Genomic DNA, 16,670 nt, shown 5'->3' with positions numbered 1-16,670 from the left:
GGCCGGGCCGCGCTGCGCCCGCCGACGGCCCGGCACGGACACCGGCGGCGCGGCGCGGCGAACGGGCGAGGCCGCAAAGCCCGGCATGGCAAGGGATCGCGGGATGAGCGGACTGGCTCTAGAGTGGCTGCAGTCGAGGAGGTTCCTCCTGAATCGCCGTATTTCTGCACGCATGGAAACGGGTTCCCCATGGCCGACGCGCCCTCCACCCCCGATCCGGCCCCGCCCGCCGGCATCGACACCACGGTCCCCAGCCCCGCCCGGCTCTACGACTACTACCTGGGCGGCAAGAACAACTACGCGGTCGACCGGGAGCTGGGCGACCGGATCATGCAGAGCCTGCCCGAGACCAGGCAGAGCGCCGTGGCCAACCGGCTGTTCCTGGGGCGGGCGGTGGACTTCCTCTGCGAGCAGGGGATCGACCAGTTCATCGACATCGGCTCGGGCCTGCCCACCCAGGACCCCGTCCACGAGGTCGCCCGCCGCCACCACTCCGGTGCGCGCGTGGTCTACGTGGACTACGACCCCGCCGTGCGCGTGCACGCCGAGGCGCTGCTGGCCGACGACCCCGAGCTGACCGGCGTCGTGCAGCACGACATGCGCGACCCCGAGGGGCTCTACGGCCGGCCCCAGCTGACCGCGCGCATCGATCCCGATCGCCCGGTCGGCCTGCTGATGCTGGCGCTGCTGCACTTCGTCACCGACGACCAGAACCCCTACGACCTGGTGCGGCGCCACCTGGAGCACCTGGCGCCCGGCTCCTACCTGGTCATCAGCCACGCCGAGTCCGACAGCCACCCCGACCGGGCCGAATACGCCAGTCAGGAGTACCGCTCCTCCAGCGCGAACCTGCGCGTGCGCACGCAGGACGAGATCAGGGCGTTCTTCTCCGACGTGTCCCCGGTGCCGCCCGGGGTGGTGCACCTGTCCGACTGGCGCCCGCGCGACGACCAGCCCCACTACACCTCCCAGCAGGTGTCGGGGCTCGCCGGCGTCGCCCGCTGGGACGGCCCGCCCGAGCGCGGCTGACGGTGGGCCGGGGGCGCGCGGCGCCCCCGGGCGGGGCGCGCCCCGCTACGCCGGCCGCGACCTGGCCACGCGGAATCCCAGGTCGTCGGTGCGCAGCGTCGGATGGCTCTTGCGGCGGCACGAGGCGCGGCAGCCGCGGGGCAGGTCGTTCCAGCCGCCGCCGCGGAAGACGCGGTAAGGACCGTAGACGCGGGGGTCGAAGCGGTCCCAGCACCATTCCCACACGTTGCCGACGGTGTCGTGCAGCCCCCAGGCGTTGGGCGCCCGGGTCGCGACCTCGCGGGCGGCGCCGCCGGAGTTGCCGCGGTGCCAGGCGATGTCGTCCAGTTCGCCGTAGCGGACGCCCGTGTCGCCGGCTCGGCACGCGTACTCCCACTCGGCCTCGGTGGGCAGCCGGTAGCCGTCGGCCGTCCGGTCGCAGGCGACGCCCAGACCGTCGGGCCCCGGCTCACCGGAGTAGCAGGGGCGCAGACCGGCCGCGAGCGAGAGCCGGTCGCAGAAGCGCACCGCGTCGATCCAGGAGACCTCGGTGACCGGCTCGCGCGGGTCCGCGCCGTCCGCGCCGTCCGCGCCCGATACGGCGCGGTAGAGGCCCACGGTGACCGGACACGCCGCGATGGAGAACGCGTCGATCTCCACCCGCCACTCCCGCCGCGTGCCCTCGTCCCGCAGCATGATCTCTCCTGCGGGTACGGCGGTCGTCTCCGGTTCGGCCGCAGGGTGCGGCGCCGCTTCGAGTCCGGTCATGACGGCAACACTAGGCGACCGGCCCCGGGCCCCGGCCCGGCCCCGGCGAACCCGTGCCCGTCCCCGCGTCTGCGGGGACGCTCACACGGGGTCGACCGCCATGCCCCGGTCGACGAGGTAGGTGGGGACCACGTAGTTCGCCTGCGCCGAGCGCGGCCTGCGCAGCCGCTGGAAGACCAGTTCCGCCGCCAGGCGGCCCAGGGTGCGCGTGTCGTAGCCGACGACGGTCACGGGCCGGGGCAGCAGCGGGGCGAACTCGAAGTCGTCGAACGCCGCCAGGCGCGTCCGGTCGTGCCTGCGTGCCAATTCCTCGACGGCGCCGAGCAGGATGCGGTTGTTGCCGCAGAAGAACGCGGTGGGCGGCTCGGAGGAGTCCAGCATGGCACCGACCGCGTCGCCGGCTGTGTGCGGCCGGTCGGAGTAGATCCGCCGGAAGTGGCGGCCGCTCTCGATCCCCGCCTCCTCCAGTGCCTCGGCGGCCCCTGCCAGGCGCTCGCGCATCGTGAAGTCGTTGAGCGAGTCCGTGATCACGCCGATGTCGCGGTGGCCCTCGGCGAGCAGACGGCGGACGAGGTCGCGCGTGCCGGTGCGGTTGTCGATCAGCACCGTGTCGGCCAGACACCCGCTCGGCGGGCTGTCGATGAACACCGCGGGCATACCGCGCGCGATCTCGGCGCCCAAGTAGGACTGGTCGTCGCCGGTGGGGGCGATGATCAGCCCGTCCACCCGGCGTTCGCACAGGTCGAGCACGAGCTCGCGCTCGCGGACGGGGTCCCAGCCGGAGCTGGCGGTGATCAGCTGGGTGTCGAACCGCTCCGCCACGGCGGCGGCCGCGGCGGCGATCGTTGAGTAGAACGGATTGGCCAGGTCGAGGATGATCAGCCCGATCGTGGCCGTGTTGCGGCCGCTGCGCAGGTTCGCGGCCACGTTGTTGCGCTGGAACCCCAGCTCCGACATCGCGGCGCGGACGCGGTCGGCGAGGTCGGAGCGCACCGTGGGCACCCCGTTGGCCACGCGCGAGACGGTCTTGAGGCTGACCCCGGCGGCCCGCGCCACGTCGACCATCGTGGGCCGCCGGTCGCGGTCCCGCCCCGCGGCCTGGTCGGTCATGGCTGGGCTCCTCGGTCTCGTCGGCGGCGCGGCGCCGGGGGCGACCGCGGCCCCGGTTCCGCCTGCGGGCGCGGCCTCGGCGACTCGGCGCGGGGGCGCCGGTGCCGTCAACGTACTGGATGTGCGAGGTCGAGGCAACGTTGTCTCGCAGCCCTCTCGGGCCGCCCTCCCGGACCTCCGGATATCATCGCAGCACCTCGCTAGCCAGGTCGAATGTCCGGATACCTCTTGACACGTCCGAGTGAGCCGCCTCACTGTACTGGGGACAACGTTGTCTGTCTGTGGAGGTCGACGGAGGTGCGGATGCGTCCACTGCGGATGCCGGTCGCGGCGATGGAGCACTTCTATCGCGGTGGCGCGGCCATCGCCGACCTACGCGGCGGCCCGCCTCGTTGTGAACGCTCACCCGAGGAGTGGCTGGCGTCGACGACCGCCCGGTCCGGTGCCGAACCGGACGGGCTGAGCCGGCTTGAGGACGGTTCGCTGCTGCGCGACGCCATCATCGCCGACCCGGCAGCCTGGCTGGGGCCCGCACACGTGGAGCGGTTCGGCGCGCAGCCGGAGCTGCTGGCCAAGCTCCTGCACGCCGGCGAGCGCCTGCCCGTCCATCTGCACCCCGACCGCGCCTTCGCCGGACGCCACCTCGGGTGCGCCCACGGCAAGACCGAGGCCTGGGCCGTCCTCGACGCGGAGGAGGACACAACCGTCCACCTGGGCTTCCGCGTTCCGGTGGAGCGCGGCGAGCTCGCCGGACTGGTCGAGCGCCAGGACACCGCCGGACTGCTGGAGCGGATGCACGAGGTCCCACTGCAGACCGGCGACACCGTCGTGGTGCCGGCGGGCGTCCCGCACGCCCTGGGCACCGGCGCGTTCGTCCTGGAGGTCCAGGAGCCCACCGACTTCTCCATCCTGCTCGACTGGCGCGGCTACGCCCTCGACGGCCCCGGTGAGGGCCACCTCGGACTGGGCTTCGACGTCGCGCTGGACGCAGTGGGCCGCACACCGCTCAGCTCCGCAGAGGTGGAGGCGCTGCGCGTGCCCGCCGCACTCGCCGCCGAACCCGCCGGGACGCCCCGGCCGCTGCTGGCGCCGGCGGCCGCGCCCTTCTTCCGCGCTGACCTCCTGCGGCCCCCAGCGGGGGCGGAAACCGGCGTCCCCGCCGGTTTCGGCGTGCTGGTCGTGCTGGAGGGCTCCGGCGCTCTGCGCACGGCCGATACGGAACTCGGCTTGGCACGCGGCGACGTACTGGTCCTGCCGCACGGCGCCGGGCCGCTGCGCATGAGCGGCGCGGCCACCGCCGTGCTGTGCCGTCCGCCCGACCCCGCGCACGAACGCGCTCCCGAACCCGCTCCCGCACCCGCCGCCGAATCCGGCGCGCCGCACTGACCGCACCTGCCGCGCCCGCCCCGCCCCCGCACCGGCGCGGCACCGGACCGTCCGCCGGCCGACCCCGTCCGAGACCGCTGTTGCCCACCCTTGCAGGCCGTCCCTCGCACCCCTCCCCGGCACCGGAACCCCGACCTCCGGTGCAGCAGACCTTCGAAGGAGCACCCCATGTACCGCCTGCCACACACCAAGACCGTCCTCGCCGCCCTGGCCGCCGGCACCCTCCTGCTCTCCGGCTGCAGCTCGCAGAGCCCCGTCGAGAACTCCGACGAGGGCGGCGAGATCGAGACGATCGGCCTCATGGTCCAGGACCTCAGCAACCCCTTCTTCTCCGCCATGCAGGCCGGTGTCGAGGACGCCGCCAAGGAGATGGGCGCCGAGGTCGTCACCGAGGACGGGCGCCAGGACCTCGGCGCCCAGAACGAGCAGATCGACGCCTTCATCCAGCAGCAGATCGACGTGCTGCTGATCAACCCCGTTGACTCCAAGGGCATCGGCCCGGCCGTGCAGCGCGCGGTCGACGCCGGAATCACCGTCGTCGCGGTCGACGTGACCGCCAAGAACGCCGACGCCTTCATCACTTCCGACAACGTCCAGGCCGGTCGGCTGGCCTGCGAGCACCTGTTCGAGTCGATTGGCGGCGAGGGCCGCATCCTGATGATCGACGGCACGCCTATCTCCTCGGTGCAGGACCGCGTGAAGGGCTGCGAGGAGGTCATGAAGGACTATCCCGACATCGAGGTCGCGGGCCACCAGCACGGCGACAACAACCGCGAGGAGGCGCTGACCGTCGCCACCGACATGCTCACCGCCAACTCCGACGTCGACGGGATCTTCGCCATCAACGACCCCACCGCGCTCGGCGCCAACCTGGCCGCCCAGCAGACGGGGGTCGAGGACCTCACGATCGTCGGCGTGGACGGCTCGCCCGCCGCCGAGAAGGAGTTGGGCAAGCCCGACTCGATGTTCGAGGCCACCGCTGCGCAGGACCCCAAGCAGCTCGGCGTGAGCGGCCTTGAGATGGCCACGAAGCTGCACAACGGCGAGCAGGTGAAGAACACCGAGCAGCTCGTCGAGACCGAGCTGATCACCGCCGACAACCTCGACGACTACGAGGGCTGGAAGTGAGCACCACTCCGCTGCTGCGCATGACCGGGGTGAGCAAGGCGTTCCCCGGCGTACAGGCGCTCACCGACGTCGGCTTCGAGCTGCGCTCGGGCGAGGTGCACGCGCTCATGGGTGAGAACGGCGCGGGCAAGTCGACGCTCATCAAGATGCTGGCCGGGGTGCACACTCCCGACTCGGGCACGATCGAGCTCGACGAGCGCCCGGTGTCGATCACGACCCCCCAGCGGGCGGTGGACCTGGGAATCGCGGTGATCCACCAGGAACTCAACCTCGCGCCCAACCTCACCGTGGCGCAGAACCTCGCGCTGGGCCGCGAGCCCCGCACCCGGTTCGGCCTGCTGGACCGGTCGCGCATCAGGCGCGAGGCCGCCGCCAAGCTGGAGCGCGTGGGCGGCGGCATCGACCCCGACGCCGTCCTGAGCACACTCAGCGTCGGCATGCAGCAGGTCGTCGAGATCGCGCGGGCGGTCGCGCAGAACGCCCGCGTGCTCGTGCTCGACGAGCCCACCGCCGCCCTGTCCGAGACCGAGGCCCAGCGCCTGTTCTCCCTGGTGGAGGAGATGCGCGGGCGGGGGATGGGCCTGCTCTACATCAGCCACCGCATGGAGGAGGTCTACCGGCTGGCCGACACCATCACGGTCCTGCGCGACGGCCACTGGGTGGGCACCTCGCCGCGCGCCGAGCTGGGGCCCGAGGAGATCGTCGCCCGCATGGTCGGGCGCACCCTCACCGACCTGTACGCGCGCCGGCGGCAGGAGCCGGGCGAACCGGTGCTGGAGGCCGAGGGGATCGGCGACGGCGCCGGCATCGGCCCGGTCGACCTGACGCTGCGCGCCGGAGAGGTCGTGGGGCTGGGCGGCCTCATCGGCGCGGGCCGCACCGAACTGGCCCAGCTGCTGTTCGGCGCGGCGCGCGCCCGCAGGGGGCGGCTGCGCGTGGGCGGGCGCCCGGTCTTTCACCGCAGCCCGCTCGACGCGACCAGGAACGGCGTCGCCTACGTGCCCGAGAGCCGCAAGGAACAGGCGCTGTTTCCGGACATGTCGATCCGCGACAACGTGGTCACCACCGGGCTGGGCCTGGGACAGGTCAGCGATCTCGGGGTGCTGCGGAGCGGGCGCATCGCACGGCGCGTCGCGTCGCAGGTCGACGCGCTGCGGGTGCGCTGTTCGTCGGTGCTGCAGCGGGTGGTCGAACTGTCGGGCGGCAACCAGCAGAAGGTCGTTCTCGGCCGTTGGCTGGCCGTGTCCCCGCGGGTCCTGCTGCTGGACGAGCCCACACGCGGCGTCGATGTCGGCGCCAAACAGGAGATCTACCGGATCGTCGACCGGCTGGCGGCCGAGGGCGTCGCCGTCCTGGTCATCTCCTCCGACCTGCCGGAGCTGCTGGGCATCAGCGACCGGGTGCTGGTCATGCGCAACGGGACCGTCGCCGCGGAGCTCTCCCGTGCGGAGGCGACCGAGGAAACGGTCATGCTGCACGCCACCGGCGTCGCCGCAGGGAGCGGATAGGCCGCCGTGCGGGCCGGCGTTCAGATCGGCGGGCCCGACGGCCGCCCGCTCCCCGTATCCCCACCCCTGCCACCGACCTTTTGAGGACCAAGGAAACCTATGACCGAGACGAGTCGTGCCGGCGATCCGGCACCCGTCGCCAAAGCGGCGGGCATCGCCTCTCCGCGAGCGGGGAGGCCGCGGTTCGCGAGACTGTGGGACCGCTACGGCATCCTCGGCGTTCTAGTGCTGATGATCGTGCTGATGGCGGTGCTCGCGCCCAACTTCCTGTCGTTCGCCAACGTCTTCAACGTCGCGCGGGCGGCCTCGATCAACGCGATCCTGGCCGCGGGGATGACACTGGTCATCCTCACCCGCGGAATCGACCTGTCCGTGGGCTCCAACCTGGCGGTGTGCGGCATCGTGTCGGTCCTGCTGTGGACCTCGGGCATGCCGGCCATCCTCTGCATCGCCGGCGGTATCGCCGTGGGGGCCGCGTTCGGCCTGCTCAGCGGTGCCCTCATCGCCTACCTCGCGCTTCCGGCGTTCATCGTCACCCTCGGTGGCCTGACCTACCTGCGCGGCACCGCCTACCTGCTCACCGACGGCCAGCCGCTGGTGGCCGACGACCTCGGGTTCCGACTCATGGGCAGCGGCTTCATCGCCGGCGTGCCCGTGCCGGTCGTGCTGATGCTCGCGGTCTTCGCCGTGCTGTGGTTCGTGCTGCGCTACACCCGGTTCGGCACCGAGGTCTACGCCATCGGCGGCAACCCCGAGGCCGCGCGGCTGGCCGGAATCAAGGTGAAGTGGACCCTGGTGCGGGTCTACGTCATCGCGGGCGCCTGCGCCGGACTGGCCGGGGTGATCTTCTCCGCGCGCGTGATGTCGGGCCAGCCCACCGCGGGCGAGACCTACGAGCTGGATGCGATCGCCGCCGTCGTACTCGGCGGCACGAGCCTGATGGGCGGGATCGGCACCGTCCAGCGGACCCTGATCGGCGCGATGATCATGGGTGTGCTCAGCAACGGGCTGCTGCTGATGAACGTGCCCTACTTCTACCAGCTCATCATCAAGGGCGCCGTCATCGTACTGGCCGTGGCCATCGACAGCCTCAAGAACTGGAAGCGGGCCTGAGCCGGGCGCCGCGTGTCCGGCCGTCCGGATCCCCGCCCGGCTGCCCCGCCTCCCCCGGCGCAGGGGGAGGCGGGGCAGCCGGTTCGGACGGCGCCGGGGAACCGGCCGCGCCGTGTGGAGGATTACGGCCTTCTCCAGTTGGCACAGGATGGCCCAACGGGAGTCGGATCGGGAGTCAAAAGCCAATCAGAACCTGGGGCGCAACACCATTCAAAATCGCCGGCCGTTGGAAGCGAAGCACCCTCAAGTACACCTGAACAATGGTTCCCGGCCTCGCGACCGCGGCGGTTCCGCCGCCGCCGGTGTGCGGCGCCGGTGACGGATGCCTCGCGCGGCGCGGTCCGGCGGCTGCCCGATATCGTCGGATGGAGCGGGAAGTACAGTGTTGGGGCCTCCCGACGTGGTCGATCAGGGCATCGCGGGCCGAGACCGCGGCGCCCGCCGCCCGGGCGCGAGGCGTCCGCCGGCGGACGGTCGGCGCAAAGGGCACGACGGCGAGTGCCGGACGAGAAGATCAGGGAGACGCAGAGATGACGACGCGACCGCCCGCGGACCACGGCCTGCGGTTGACCGCGAAGGTGTTCTCCGACATCGAGCGGCGCGACTACGACCAGCCCGAGTTCCGGCAGGCCGTGCACGAGGTGCTGGAGTCGCTGGAACCGGCCCTGGAGCGGCACGGCGAGTACCTCGACGCCCGGGTCCTGGAGCGGCTGATCGAGCCAGAGCGGCAGGTCATCTTCCGGGTGCCCTGGACCGACGACAGCGGCGACGTCCACGTCAACCGCGGCTACCGGGTGGAGTTCAACTCCGCCCTCGGTCCCTACAAGGGCGGTCTGCGCTTCCACCCCTCCGTCGACCTGGGCATCGTGAAGTTCCTCGGTTTCGAGCAGATCTTCAAGAACGCGCTGACCGGCCTGCCGATCGGCGGCGGCAAGGGCGGATCCGACTTCGACCCCAAGGGCCGGTCCGACGCCGAGATCATGCGGTTCTGCCAGTCGTTCATGACCGAGCTGCACCGCCACATCGGCGAGTACACCGACGTGCCCGCGGGCGACATCGGCGTGGGCCGCCGCGAGATCGGCTACCTGTTCGGGCAGTACAAGCGGATCACCAACCGCTACGAGTCCGGCGTGCTCACCGGCAAGGGACTGCACTGGGGCGGTTCGCAGGTGCGGACCGAGGCCACCGGTTACGGGACCGTGTACTTCGTCGGCGAGATGCTGCGCGAGCGCGGCGAGGGGTTCGACGGACGGCGCGTCGTGGTTTCCGGCTCCGGCAACGTGGCGGTCTACGCCGCGCAGAAGGTCGCCGAACTGGGCGGTGTCGTCGTGGCGATGTCCGACTCGGGCGGATACATCGTCGACGAGTCCGGCATCGACCTCGACCTCGTGCGCGACATCAAGGAGACGCACGCGGGCCGAATCAGCGAATACGCCGACCGTCAAGGGCGCGCCAAGCATGTGGACGGCGGCTCGATCTGGGACGTCCCCTGCGACATCGCGCTGCCGTGCGCCACGCAGAACGAGCTGGACCGCCGCTCGGCCGAAGCCCTGGTGGGCAACGGTGTCATCGCCGTGGGCGAGGGCGCGAACATGCCGACCACGCCCGCCGCCGTCAAGGTGTTCTCCGACGCGGGCGTCGCCTTCGGTCCCGGCAAGGCCGCCAACGCGGGCGGCGTTGCCACCTCCGGGCTGGAGATGCAGCAGAACGCCTCGCGCGACTCCTGGCACTTCGACTACACCGACCGGCGGCTGTCGGAGATCATGGCCGACATCCACAGCATGTGCCGCGAGACGGCCGAGACCTACGGTGCGCCGGGCAACTACGTGCTGGGCGCCAACGTCGCCGGCTTCGTCAAGGTCGCCGACACGATGCGGGAGCTCGGGGTCATCTGAGCCGCCGCCGGCGGCGCCCTGCTCCGCAGGGACGGCCCCGGGCCTCCGCGCGGCCCGGGGCCCGCGGCCGTGTCCACAGGTCCCGAACCCCGCCGATCTTGTAGCTATCGTGAAGGAAAACGATTTACACTCACGATGGCTACAAGATCGACGGTCTCGCGGGCGCCGCTCAGTCGATCCGGCCGACGCCGCCGAAGAGGTAGACAGGGTCGGGCACGGCGGCGAGGGGGCCCGGCCCGGTGTCCTCCGGACGCCACTGCGAGCAGGTGACCACACCTGGTTCGAGCAGTTCGGTGCCGTCGAAGTAGCCCTCGATCTGCCTCTGGTCGCGGGCGCAGATCGGGGTGCCGCCCCGCTCGTTCATCTCGCGCATGACCTGGCGCATCGGCTCGCCGTGGATCTCGGCGGTGGAGTGTGTGAGCACGAGGTGGCTGCCCGGCGGCATCGCCTGGACCAGCCGCGACACGACGTCGTAGGACTCGGCGTCGTCGACGACGTGGTTGACCACGCCGAGCAGCATCAGCCCGATGGGCCGGTCGAAGTCGAGCGTCTCCGAGCTCTTGGCGAGGATGGCCTCGGGCTCGCGCAGGTCCGCCTCGATGTAGTCGGTCGTGCCTTCGGGCGTGCTGGTCAGCAGTGCGCGGGCGTGCACCATCACCAGCGGGTCGTTGTCCACGTAGACGATCGTGCTCTCGGGCGCGAGGCGCTGGGCGACCTCGTGGGTGTTGTCGGCAGTGGGCAGGCCGGTGCCGATGTCGAGGAACTGGCGGATGCCGGCCTCCTCCACGAGGTAGCGGACCACGCGGGTGAGGAACGCCCGCTCGGCGCGCGCACCGTCGGGGATGTCGGGAATGGTGGCCAGGACTCCGTCGCCGGCGATGCGGTCGGCCTCGTAGTTGTCCTTGCCGCCCAGCCAGTAGTTCCACACGCGGGCCGAGTGCGGCACCGACAGGTCGAGGGACGGCGGCGGCGTGTCCGGGCCGGATGCGGAATCGTGCTCGCTCAAGGTGGCTCCACGGTCTCAGGGGATGTGATGGTGTGCTTCGCACTTTTCCGCGCCCCGCGCCGCCGGTCAAACCCGACGCGCGGCCCGATTCCGGACTGTGTCCCGGGTGCCGACCGCAGCGGGGATTCGCCTGCCCGGCACGGCGGTTCTCCGGCGGGCCGCGCCGGAGGGCGGCGACACGTTGGCCGCCAGGCCGCCCGGTCGGCGGTCCGGGGGCCGGGGTCGGGAAAACCCCTCGCTCCTGCTCGTCTCGCCCGGTACATTCGCCACGTGTTCTCGCCGCGGACCCCATAAGGCCGCCCGCGGCCACCCGCACTCCCAACACACGGAGAGAAGGTTCGTCAATGGCCTGCCGGATCGGTGAGCTGGTACTCGAATGCCGCGACCCCGAAGTGCTGGCGCGCTTCTGGTGCGAAATCCTGGATTTCGTCGTCCTCGATCGCGAGGAGGACTGCGTCGAGATCGGGACGCGTGAGGGGTTCGGCGGCCCGCAGCCGACCATCGTCTTCAGCCGCAACGACGAGCCGAAGAAGGCGGACCTCCGGCTGCACATCGACCTCAACGCCACCGACCGCGACCAGGAAGCCGAGCTCGAACGCCTCCTGGCCGCCGGGGCCCGGCCCGCCGACGTCGGTCAGACCGGTGAGGAGTCCTGGCACGTCCTCGCCGACCCTGAAGGCAACGAGTTCTGCCTGCTCAGGGCACGTATCAACCCGGTCTGAGGGGCACTCGCGCCGGCGGGCTCCGCGTACGGGCGGAGCCCGCCGGCGGCGAGGCCGCCGGGCGCCGCGGCGGCACACGAGGGGCCTTCCGGGCGTCGGTTGTCGCCGACGCGGCGGGACGTCACACCTGGTCGCGGTGCTGCAGGTCCTGCAGCAGGTCCCGGCTGGCGGAGCTGACCCGCGGTGCCACGCCCAGATCGGTGAGCATGTCGGAGGCGGCCTGCATCTCGTCCGTGCGGCGGACGGCGTGCAGGCGGCTGCCCTCGACGAGGCGCTGCACCGTGTCGGCGTCGGCGCGCTGCAGCTCGTCGGCGATGTTGCCGCGCAGCCACTCCTCGCACCCGGCGGCGCGCCCGGCCTCCAGCGCCTCGACCACGGCCGCCGCCATCCCCTTGAAGAAGACGCTGCGCAGGAGCTTGCGCTCGGCGGCCAGACCGGCCGGCCCCTCCAGCACCTCGACGCCGGCGCCGAGCGGCCCCAGCAGCTCGGCGCAGCGGGCGGCGCTCGGCCCGGAGGCGAGCATCGGCGTGCGCAGGCCGCGGCCGGGGACCGGGGCCATCAGCGAGATGTCTGCGAAGCCGATCCCCGCCTCGGCCGCGGTCTCAGCGAGCTGCCGCTTGAGCCGGGGCGCCGCGGTGTTCAGGTCGGCCCACACGGTGCCGGGCCCGGTTCCGGACAGGCCGCTGTGCAGCGCGTCGAGGGCGGCCTTGGAGCTGTTGACGCTGAGTACGAGGTCGCACCCGGCGGCGGCCGCCGCCTCGTCGGCCGTGTCGGCGACGCCCTGGGGCGCGTTCTCGGCCGGATCGTAGCCTTGCACGCGCGCGCCGGCGTCGCGCAGGTCGGCGGCGATCAGACCGCCGGCCTCTCCCAGGCCCAGTACGGCGATCCGGACGCCCCTCGCTTGCTCGCCACTCACGGTCAGCTCCCCACAGTCGTCGATCGAAGCAGGTCTACAGTAATCTGACAACGAAATTGGCGACAATATTGCCGATGGGCAATCGGGGCCGGTGGAGCACCGGGAAGCGAGGGAAAGTGGCTACGAACCACGGGGAGTCGCGCTCGCAGCGTACGGCCGGAAGTCGGGAGAGGGGTGCGGGGGGCTCGGTCGCCGCGGCGATCCGCGAGGGCATCACCAGCGGCGAGTTCGCGCCCGAGCAGCGCCTCGTCGAGGCGGACCTGTCCGCCCGGTTCGGTACCAGCCGCAGCGCGGTGCGTTCGGCGCTGCTCCAGCTCACCGAGGAGGGCCTGGTCGAGCGCGAGCAGAATAGGGGAGCGCGGGTGCGTGCGGTCTCGCTGGACGAGGCCGTCGAGATCTGCGAGGTGCGGATGATGCTGGAAGGGCTGTGCGCCGCGAAGGCCGCCGAGCGGGTGGGCGACGAGCATGCGGCCGAGCTGCGCGAGGTCGGGGACCGGATGCGGCGGCTGGTCGGCGAGGGCGACGTGCTCGGCTACTCCGAGGCGAACCAGCTGCTGCACCGCCGCATCCGCGAGCTGAGCGGCCAGCACACCGCGGGCGCGGTCCTGGAGCGGCTGCGTGCGCAGAGCGTGCGCCACCAGTTCCGGCTGTCGCTGCAGCCCGGCCGGCCCACCGTCTCGCTGCCCGAGCACCTGGCGATCATCGACGCCATCGGGTCCCACGATCCCGAGGCCGCCGAGCGCGCCATGCGCACGCACCTGGGCAGTGTCATCGGCGCGCTCAAGGAGGTCACTCCGGGCAGCAGCCTGCGGGTGTAGGGGGCCGGCCCCAGACCACGGACTCCGACGGCGGCGCGGTCGGCGCGGCCCGCTTCCACGGGCGCGCGGGCCGCGCCTCGTCATGTCCGCAGCCCGAGGATGCGCCTCGACCAGCGGAGATTCGCTTCACGTGAGCCTTGACACGTGTGATCAAAATTGTTAACAATTTCTTCAGTCATTATGTCGACACTGATTTGAGGCGGTATGACGGAGCAACCGACGCCATCGCCCCGGGCGCGGGAACTCGTCGCGGGGGCCTACGACACCCACATCCACGTCGCACCGGACGTGATGCGGCGGCGGATCGACGACCTCGCCCTGGCTCCGCGCTTCGCCGCGGCGGGACTGGCCGGCTTCGTGCTGAAGTCGCACTACGTCCCCACCGCGGAGCGCGCCGCCGTGGTCAACGCGGCGGTGCCCGAATGCCGCGCGGTCGGCGCGATCACGCTCAACGGCTCGGTCGGCGGCCTCAATCCCGTCGCGGTCGACATCGCCGGCCGCGGCGGCGCCCAGGTCGTCTGGCTGCCCACGGTCGACAGCTCCAACCAGCGGGAGTGCACCGCGGCCATGCCCGAAGGGGCCACGCCGCCGATGTGGGCGCAGCTCCAGGACGAGTTGCGCGCCGAGGGCATGGCCGCCGACCCGGTCGAGGTCCTCGACCCCGACGGCGGGGTTCGCGAGATCACGCGGCAGGTGCTGCGCGTTATCGCCAAGCACGACATGACCCTGGCCACCGGCCACCTCAGCACCGGCGAGATCGAGGTCGTCACCCGTGCGGCGCTCGACGAGGGCGTGCGCCGCGTGGTGGTGACCCACCCGGAGTTCACCTCCCAGCGCGTGGCCGCCGAGCGCCAGCGCCGCCTGGCCGAGCAGGGCGTACTGCTGGAGCGCTGCTTCACCACGCCCTACACCGGCAAGGTCGAGTGGCGCACCTGGGTCGACAACGTCCGCGCGGCCGGTCCGGAGAACTCCGTGCTCTCCAGCGACCTCGGCCAGCCGTTCAACCCCCCGGTCGAGGACGGCCTGGCGATCCTGGCCGACTGGCTCCTCGCCGAGGGCTTCACCGAATCCGAGATCCGCACCATGGCGGTGGCCAACTCCCGGTGGCTGGCCGGTGCCGACAGCGAGAGGGCCGGTGCCGCCACCGCCGCCCAGGAGGGACCCCGATGAGCAACCGCCGCATGATGGTCGTGGGCGCGCACAGCGCCGACTTCGTCTGGCGCGCCGCCGGAGCCGTCGCCTGCCACACCGCCGCGGGCGGAGAGGCGCTCGTCGTCGCCCTGTCCTACGGGGAGCGCGGCGAGTCGGGGAAGCTCTGGGAGCAGCCGGGCCAGACCGAGGAGAACGTCAAGCGCCTCCGCCACGCCGAGGCCGAGAAGGCCGCGGCCGCGGTGGGCGCCCGCTTCGAGGCGCTGGACCTGGGCGACTACCCATTGACCGTGGGCCCCGAGGCCGTCGACCGCCTGGCCGAGATGATGCGCGACTTCGCGCCGCACGTGGTGCTCACCCACCCGGAGAAGGACCCCTTCAACCCCGACCACCCCGCGGCCCACGCCGCGGTGGCCCAGGCCCGGCTGCTGACCTCGGGCGCCGGCGTGGCCAGCGGGTTCCGCACCGCGCCGCCGTCGGAGTTCCTGGTCTTCGAGCCGCACCAGCCCGAGCTCTGCGGGTTCGTGCCCACGGTCTACGTCGACATCACCCCGGTGTTCGAGCAGAAGGTGGAGGCCATGTCGGCCATGGCGGCCCAGCAGTACCTGCAGGACTACTATCGACAGCGGGCCGACCAGCGCGGCAACCACGCGCGCAAGGTCACCGGCGATGCCGGCATCCGCCAGGCCGAGGCGTTCCACCGGCTGCTGCCGAATGCGGTGGCGTCGCTGTGAGCGGGGTGACGCGGGCTGCGGTGGCCGAGCTCGGCGAGGCGGGTGTGGCCACCGTCTATGAGGCCGGCGGACGCGCGGGCCTGATCGACATCGGCCTGGAGCCCCTGCTGCGCGGCAGCAGGGTGGCCGGGCCCGCGCGCATCGCACTGTGCGGCCAGGACGACAACCGCGCCGTGCACGAGGTGATGTCGCGCCTGCAGCCGGGCGAGATCCTCGTGCTGACAATGCCCGAGCCCCGCCCGGTGGCGCTGTTCGGCGACCTGCTGGCCACGCAGGCCAAGGTCCAGGGCGCGGCCGGTGTGCTGGTCGACGCGTCCGTGCGCGACGTGGCCGACCTGCGCGCGATGGGCCTGCCGGTGTGGACGCGCTGGCGGCGCGTGCGCGGCGCCACCAAGGACGTCCGCGGCTCCGTCGACGTGCCGGTGCACCTGGGCGGCACCGCCGTCGCGCCGGGCGACGTGGTGCTGCTCGACGACGACGGTGCGGCGGCCGTGCCGGCGGACCGGGTCGAGGCCACCGTGGAGGCGGTCCGCGCGCGGATCGCCAAGGAGGACGGCCTGCGGGAGCGCTGGCGCTCCGGAGAACTCAGTTACGACGCCTACGGCCTGCGGGCCGAGGACGACACGGCGGGCAGAGTGCGAGAATGAGCACGCTACTGGAAGTACGGGGCCTGACGAAGCAGTTCGTCAAGGACGACACCGGAATCGTGGCACTGCGCGACTTCGACCTGCAGGTGGAGCAGGGCAGCTTCGTCACCATCCTGGGGCGCAGCGGCTGCGGCAAGTCCACCGCCCTCAACCTGCTCTCCGGGCTGCTTCAGCCCACATCGGGCACCGTGACCTACAAGGGCGGCCCGGTCGACGGTCCGCGCACCGAGATCAGCTACCTGACCCAGAGCGACACCCTGATGCCCTGGCGCGACGTGCGCCGCAACATCGAGATGCCCATGGAGATCAGCGGTGTCGGCGCCCGCGAGCGGCGGCAGCGCGCCATGGAGCTGGTCGAGCGCGTCGGTTTGAGCGGGTTCGAGCACCACTACCCGCGCGAGCTCTCGGGCGGCATGCGGCGCCGGGTCAGCCTGGCCCGGATGCTGGTCGGCAACCCCGAGACCCTGCTGATGGACGAGCCGTTCGGCGCCTTGGACGCCCAGCTGCGCATGGACCTGCAGGCCGAACTGCTGCGGCTGTGGCAGGACAGCGGGCAGACCGTTGTGTTCGTGACCCACGACATCGAGGAGGCCCTGCTGCTCGGCGACCGCGTCGTGGTGCTGGGGCTGCGGGGGCGCTGCGTCCTCGACCGCGGGATCGACCTGCCCCGTCCGCGCGATCCCGACGAGCTGCGCGTGGAGCCGGAGTTCGTCGCGCTGCACCGGCAGATGACCGAAGCGCTGCGCAAGGGGGCGAAATGAG

The 16,670-nt window shown here is 72.1% G+C and carries 16 protein-coding genes; 12 read left to right on the top strand and 4 right to left on the bottom strand.

Annotation, left to right across the window (positions count from 1 at the left end; translation table 11 throughout):
* The first annotated feature begins 189 nt into the window (after window positions 1–189).
* Window positions 190–1,029, top strand: coding sequence for an SAM-dependent methyltransferase (locus tag RM446_RS04635; protein WP_311543835.1), 840 nt, complete (start codon window positions 190–192; stop codon window positions 1,027–1,029).
* Window positions 1,030–1,074: 45 nt separating this feature from the next.
* Here the strand turns inward: RM446_RS04635 and RM446_RS04630 are convergent, their stop codons facing one another.
* Both RM446_RS04630 and RM446_RS04625 read right to left on the bottom strand, forming a co-directional pair.
* Window positions 1,075–1,776 carry a formylglycine-generating enzyme family protein gene (locus RM446_RS04630; protein ID WP_311543834.1) on the bottom strand — a complete coding sequence of 234 codons (702 nt, stop codon included), beginning with the start codon at window positions 1,774–1,776 and terminating at the stop codon, window positions 1,075–1,077.
* An 81-nt stretch (window positions 1,777–1,857) separates the two neighbouring features.
* On the bottom strand, window positions 1,858–2,886 hold the full coding sequence (locus RM446_RS04625; protein ID WP_311543833.1) for a LacI family DNA-binding transcriptional regulator: 1,029 nt from the start codon (window positions 2,884–2,886) through the stop codon (window positions 1,858–1,860).
* Window positions 2,887–3,189: 303 nt separating this feature from the next.
* On the opposite strand from RM446_RS04625, the gene RM446_RS04620 reads away from it, so the two are divergent.
* The 5 genes from RM446_RS04620 (at window position 3,190) to gdhA (ending at window position 9,916) form a co-directional block, all read left to right on the top strand.
* Window positions 3,190–4,272, top strand: a complete 1,083-nt coding sequence (locus tag RM446_RS04620; RefSeq protein WP_311543832.1) for a class I mannose-6-phosphate isomerase — start codon at window positions 3,190–3,192, stop codon at window positions 4,270–4,272.
* Window positions 4,273–4,440: 168 nt separating this feature from the next.
* A complete protein-coding gene (locus tag RM446_RS04615; protein WP_311543831.1) occupies window positions 4,441–5,400 on the top strand; it encodes an ABC transporter substrate-binding protein in 960 nt (319 codons plus the stop codon).
* Entirely contained in the window at window positions 5,397–6,908 is a 1,512-nt protein-coding gene (locus tag RM446_RS04610) for a sugar ABC transporter ATP-binding protein (RefSeq protein WP_311543830.1), read from the top strand. The genes RM446_RS04615 and RM446_RS04610 overlap by 4 nt, the downstream gene beginning before the upstream one ends.
* A 99-nt stretch (window positions 6,909–7,007) precedes the next feature.
* On the top strand, window positions 7,008–8,021 hold the full coding sequence (locus tag RM446_RS04605; protein WP_311543829.1) for an ABC transporter permease: 1,014 nt from the start codon (window positions 7,008–7,010) through the stop codon (window positions 8,019–8,021).
* Window positions 8,022–8,551: 530 nt separating this feature from the next.
* Complete coding sequence (gdhA, locus tag RM446_RS04600) at window positions 8,552–9,916, top strand: NADP-specific glutamate dehydrogenase (RefSeq protein ID WP_311543828.1); 1,365 nt, start codon at window positions 8,552–8,554, stop codon at window positions 9,914–9,916.
* Between the two features lie 169 nt (window positions 9,917–10,085).
* On the opposite strand, the gene RM446_RS04595 is transcribed toward gdhA, so the two are convergent.
* Window positions 10,086–10,922 (bottom strand): SAM-dependent methyltransferase, encoded by an 837-nt coding sequence (locus RM446_RS04595; protein WP_311543827.1) that lies wholly within the window; start codon window positions 10,920–10,922, stop codon window positions 10,086–10,088.
* A 344-nt stretch (window positions 10,923–11,266) separates the two neighbouring features.
* Between RM446_RS04595 and RM446_RS04590 the strand changes: the two genes are divergently transcribed.
* Window positions 11,267–11,644 carry a VOC family protein gene (locus RM446_RS04590; protein ID WP_311543826.1) on the top strand — a complete coding sequence of 126 codons (378 nt, stop codon included), beginning with the start codon at window positions 11,267–11,269 and terminating at the stop codon, window positions 11,642–11,644.
* A gap of 121 nt (window positions 11,645–11,765) precedes the next feature.
* Here the strand turns inward: RM446_RS04590 and RM446_RS04585 are convergent, their stop codons facing one another.
* A complete protein-coding gene (locus tag RM446_RS04585) occupies window positions 11,766–12,560 on the bottom strand; it encodes an NAD(P)-dependent oxidoreductase (RefSeq protein WP_311543825.1) in 795 nt (264 codons plus the stop codon).
* Between the two features lie 116 nt (window positions 12,561–12,676).
* Between RM446_RS04585 and RM446_RS04580 the strand changes: the two genes are divergently transcribed.
* The 5 genes from RM446_RS04580 to RM446_RS04560 all read left to right on the top strand — a co-directional run bounded on the left by RM446_RS04580 (window position 12,677) and on the right by RM446_RS04560 (window position 16,669).
* Window positions 12,677–13,378 carry a GntR family transcriptional regulator gene (locus tag RM446_RS04580; protein ID WP_311543824.1) on the top strand — a complete coding sequence of 234 codons (702 nt, stop codon included), beginning with the start codon at window positions 12,677–12,679 and terminating at the stop codon, window positions 13,376–13,378.
* Between the two features lie 204 nt (window positions 13,379–13,582).
* Window positions 13,583–14,548 carry a DUF6282 family protein gene (locus tag RM446_RS04575; protein WP_311543823.1) on the top strand — a complete coding sequence of 322 codons (966 nt, stop codon included), beginning with the start codon at window positions 13,583–13,585 and terminating at the stop codon, window positions 14,546–14,548.
* Window positions 14,545–15,261 carry a PIG-L deacetylase family protein gene (locus RM446_RS04570; protein WP_311543822.1) on the top strand — a complete coding sequence of 239 codons (717 nt, stop codon included), beginning with the start codon at window positions 14,545–14,547 and terminating at the stop codon, window positions 15,259–15,261. The genes RM446_RS04575 and RM446_RS04570 overlap by 4 nt, the downstream gene beginning before the upstream one ends.
* A complete protein-coding gene (locus RM446_RS04565; protein WP_311543821.1) occupies window positions 15,258–15,908 on the top strand; it encodes a 4-carboxy-4-hydroxy-2-oxoadipate aldolase/oxaloacetate decarboxylase in 651 nt (216 codons plus the stop codon). Before RM446_RS04570 ends, RM446_RS04565 begins: the two co-directional genes overlap by 4 nt.
* Entirely contained in the window at window positions 15,905–16,669 is a 765-nt protein-coding gene (locus RM446_RS04560; protein WP_311543820.1) for an ABC transporter ATP-binding protein, read from the top strand. The genes RM446_RS04565 and RM446_RS04560 overlap by 4 nt, the downstream gene beginning before the upstream one ends.
* Window position 16,670 lies beyond the last annotated feature (1 nt).

Source organism: Streptomonospora wellingtoniae (genome assembly GCF_031845375.1).
GTDB classification, from domain to species: Bacteria; Actinomycetota; Actinomycetes; order Streptosporangiales; family Streptosporangiaceae; genus Streptomonospora; species Streptomonospora wellingtoniae.
This window is presented reverse-complemented; position numbering and strand designations above follow the sequence as displayed.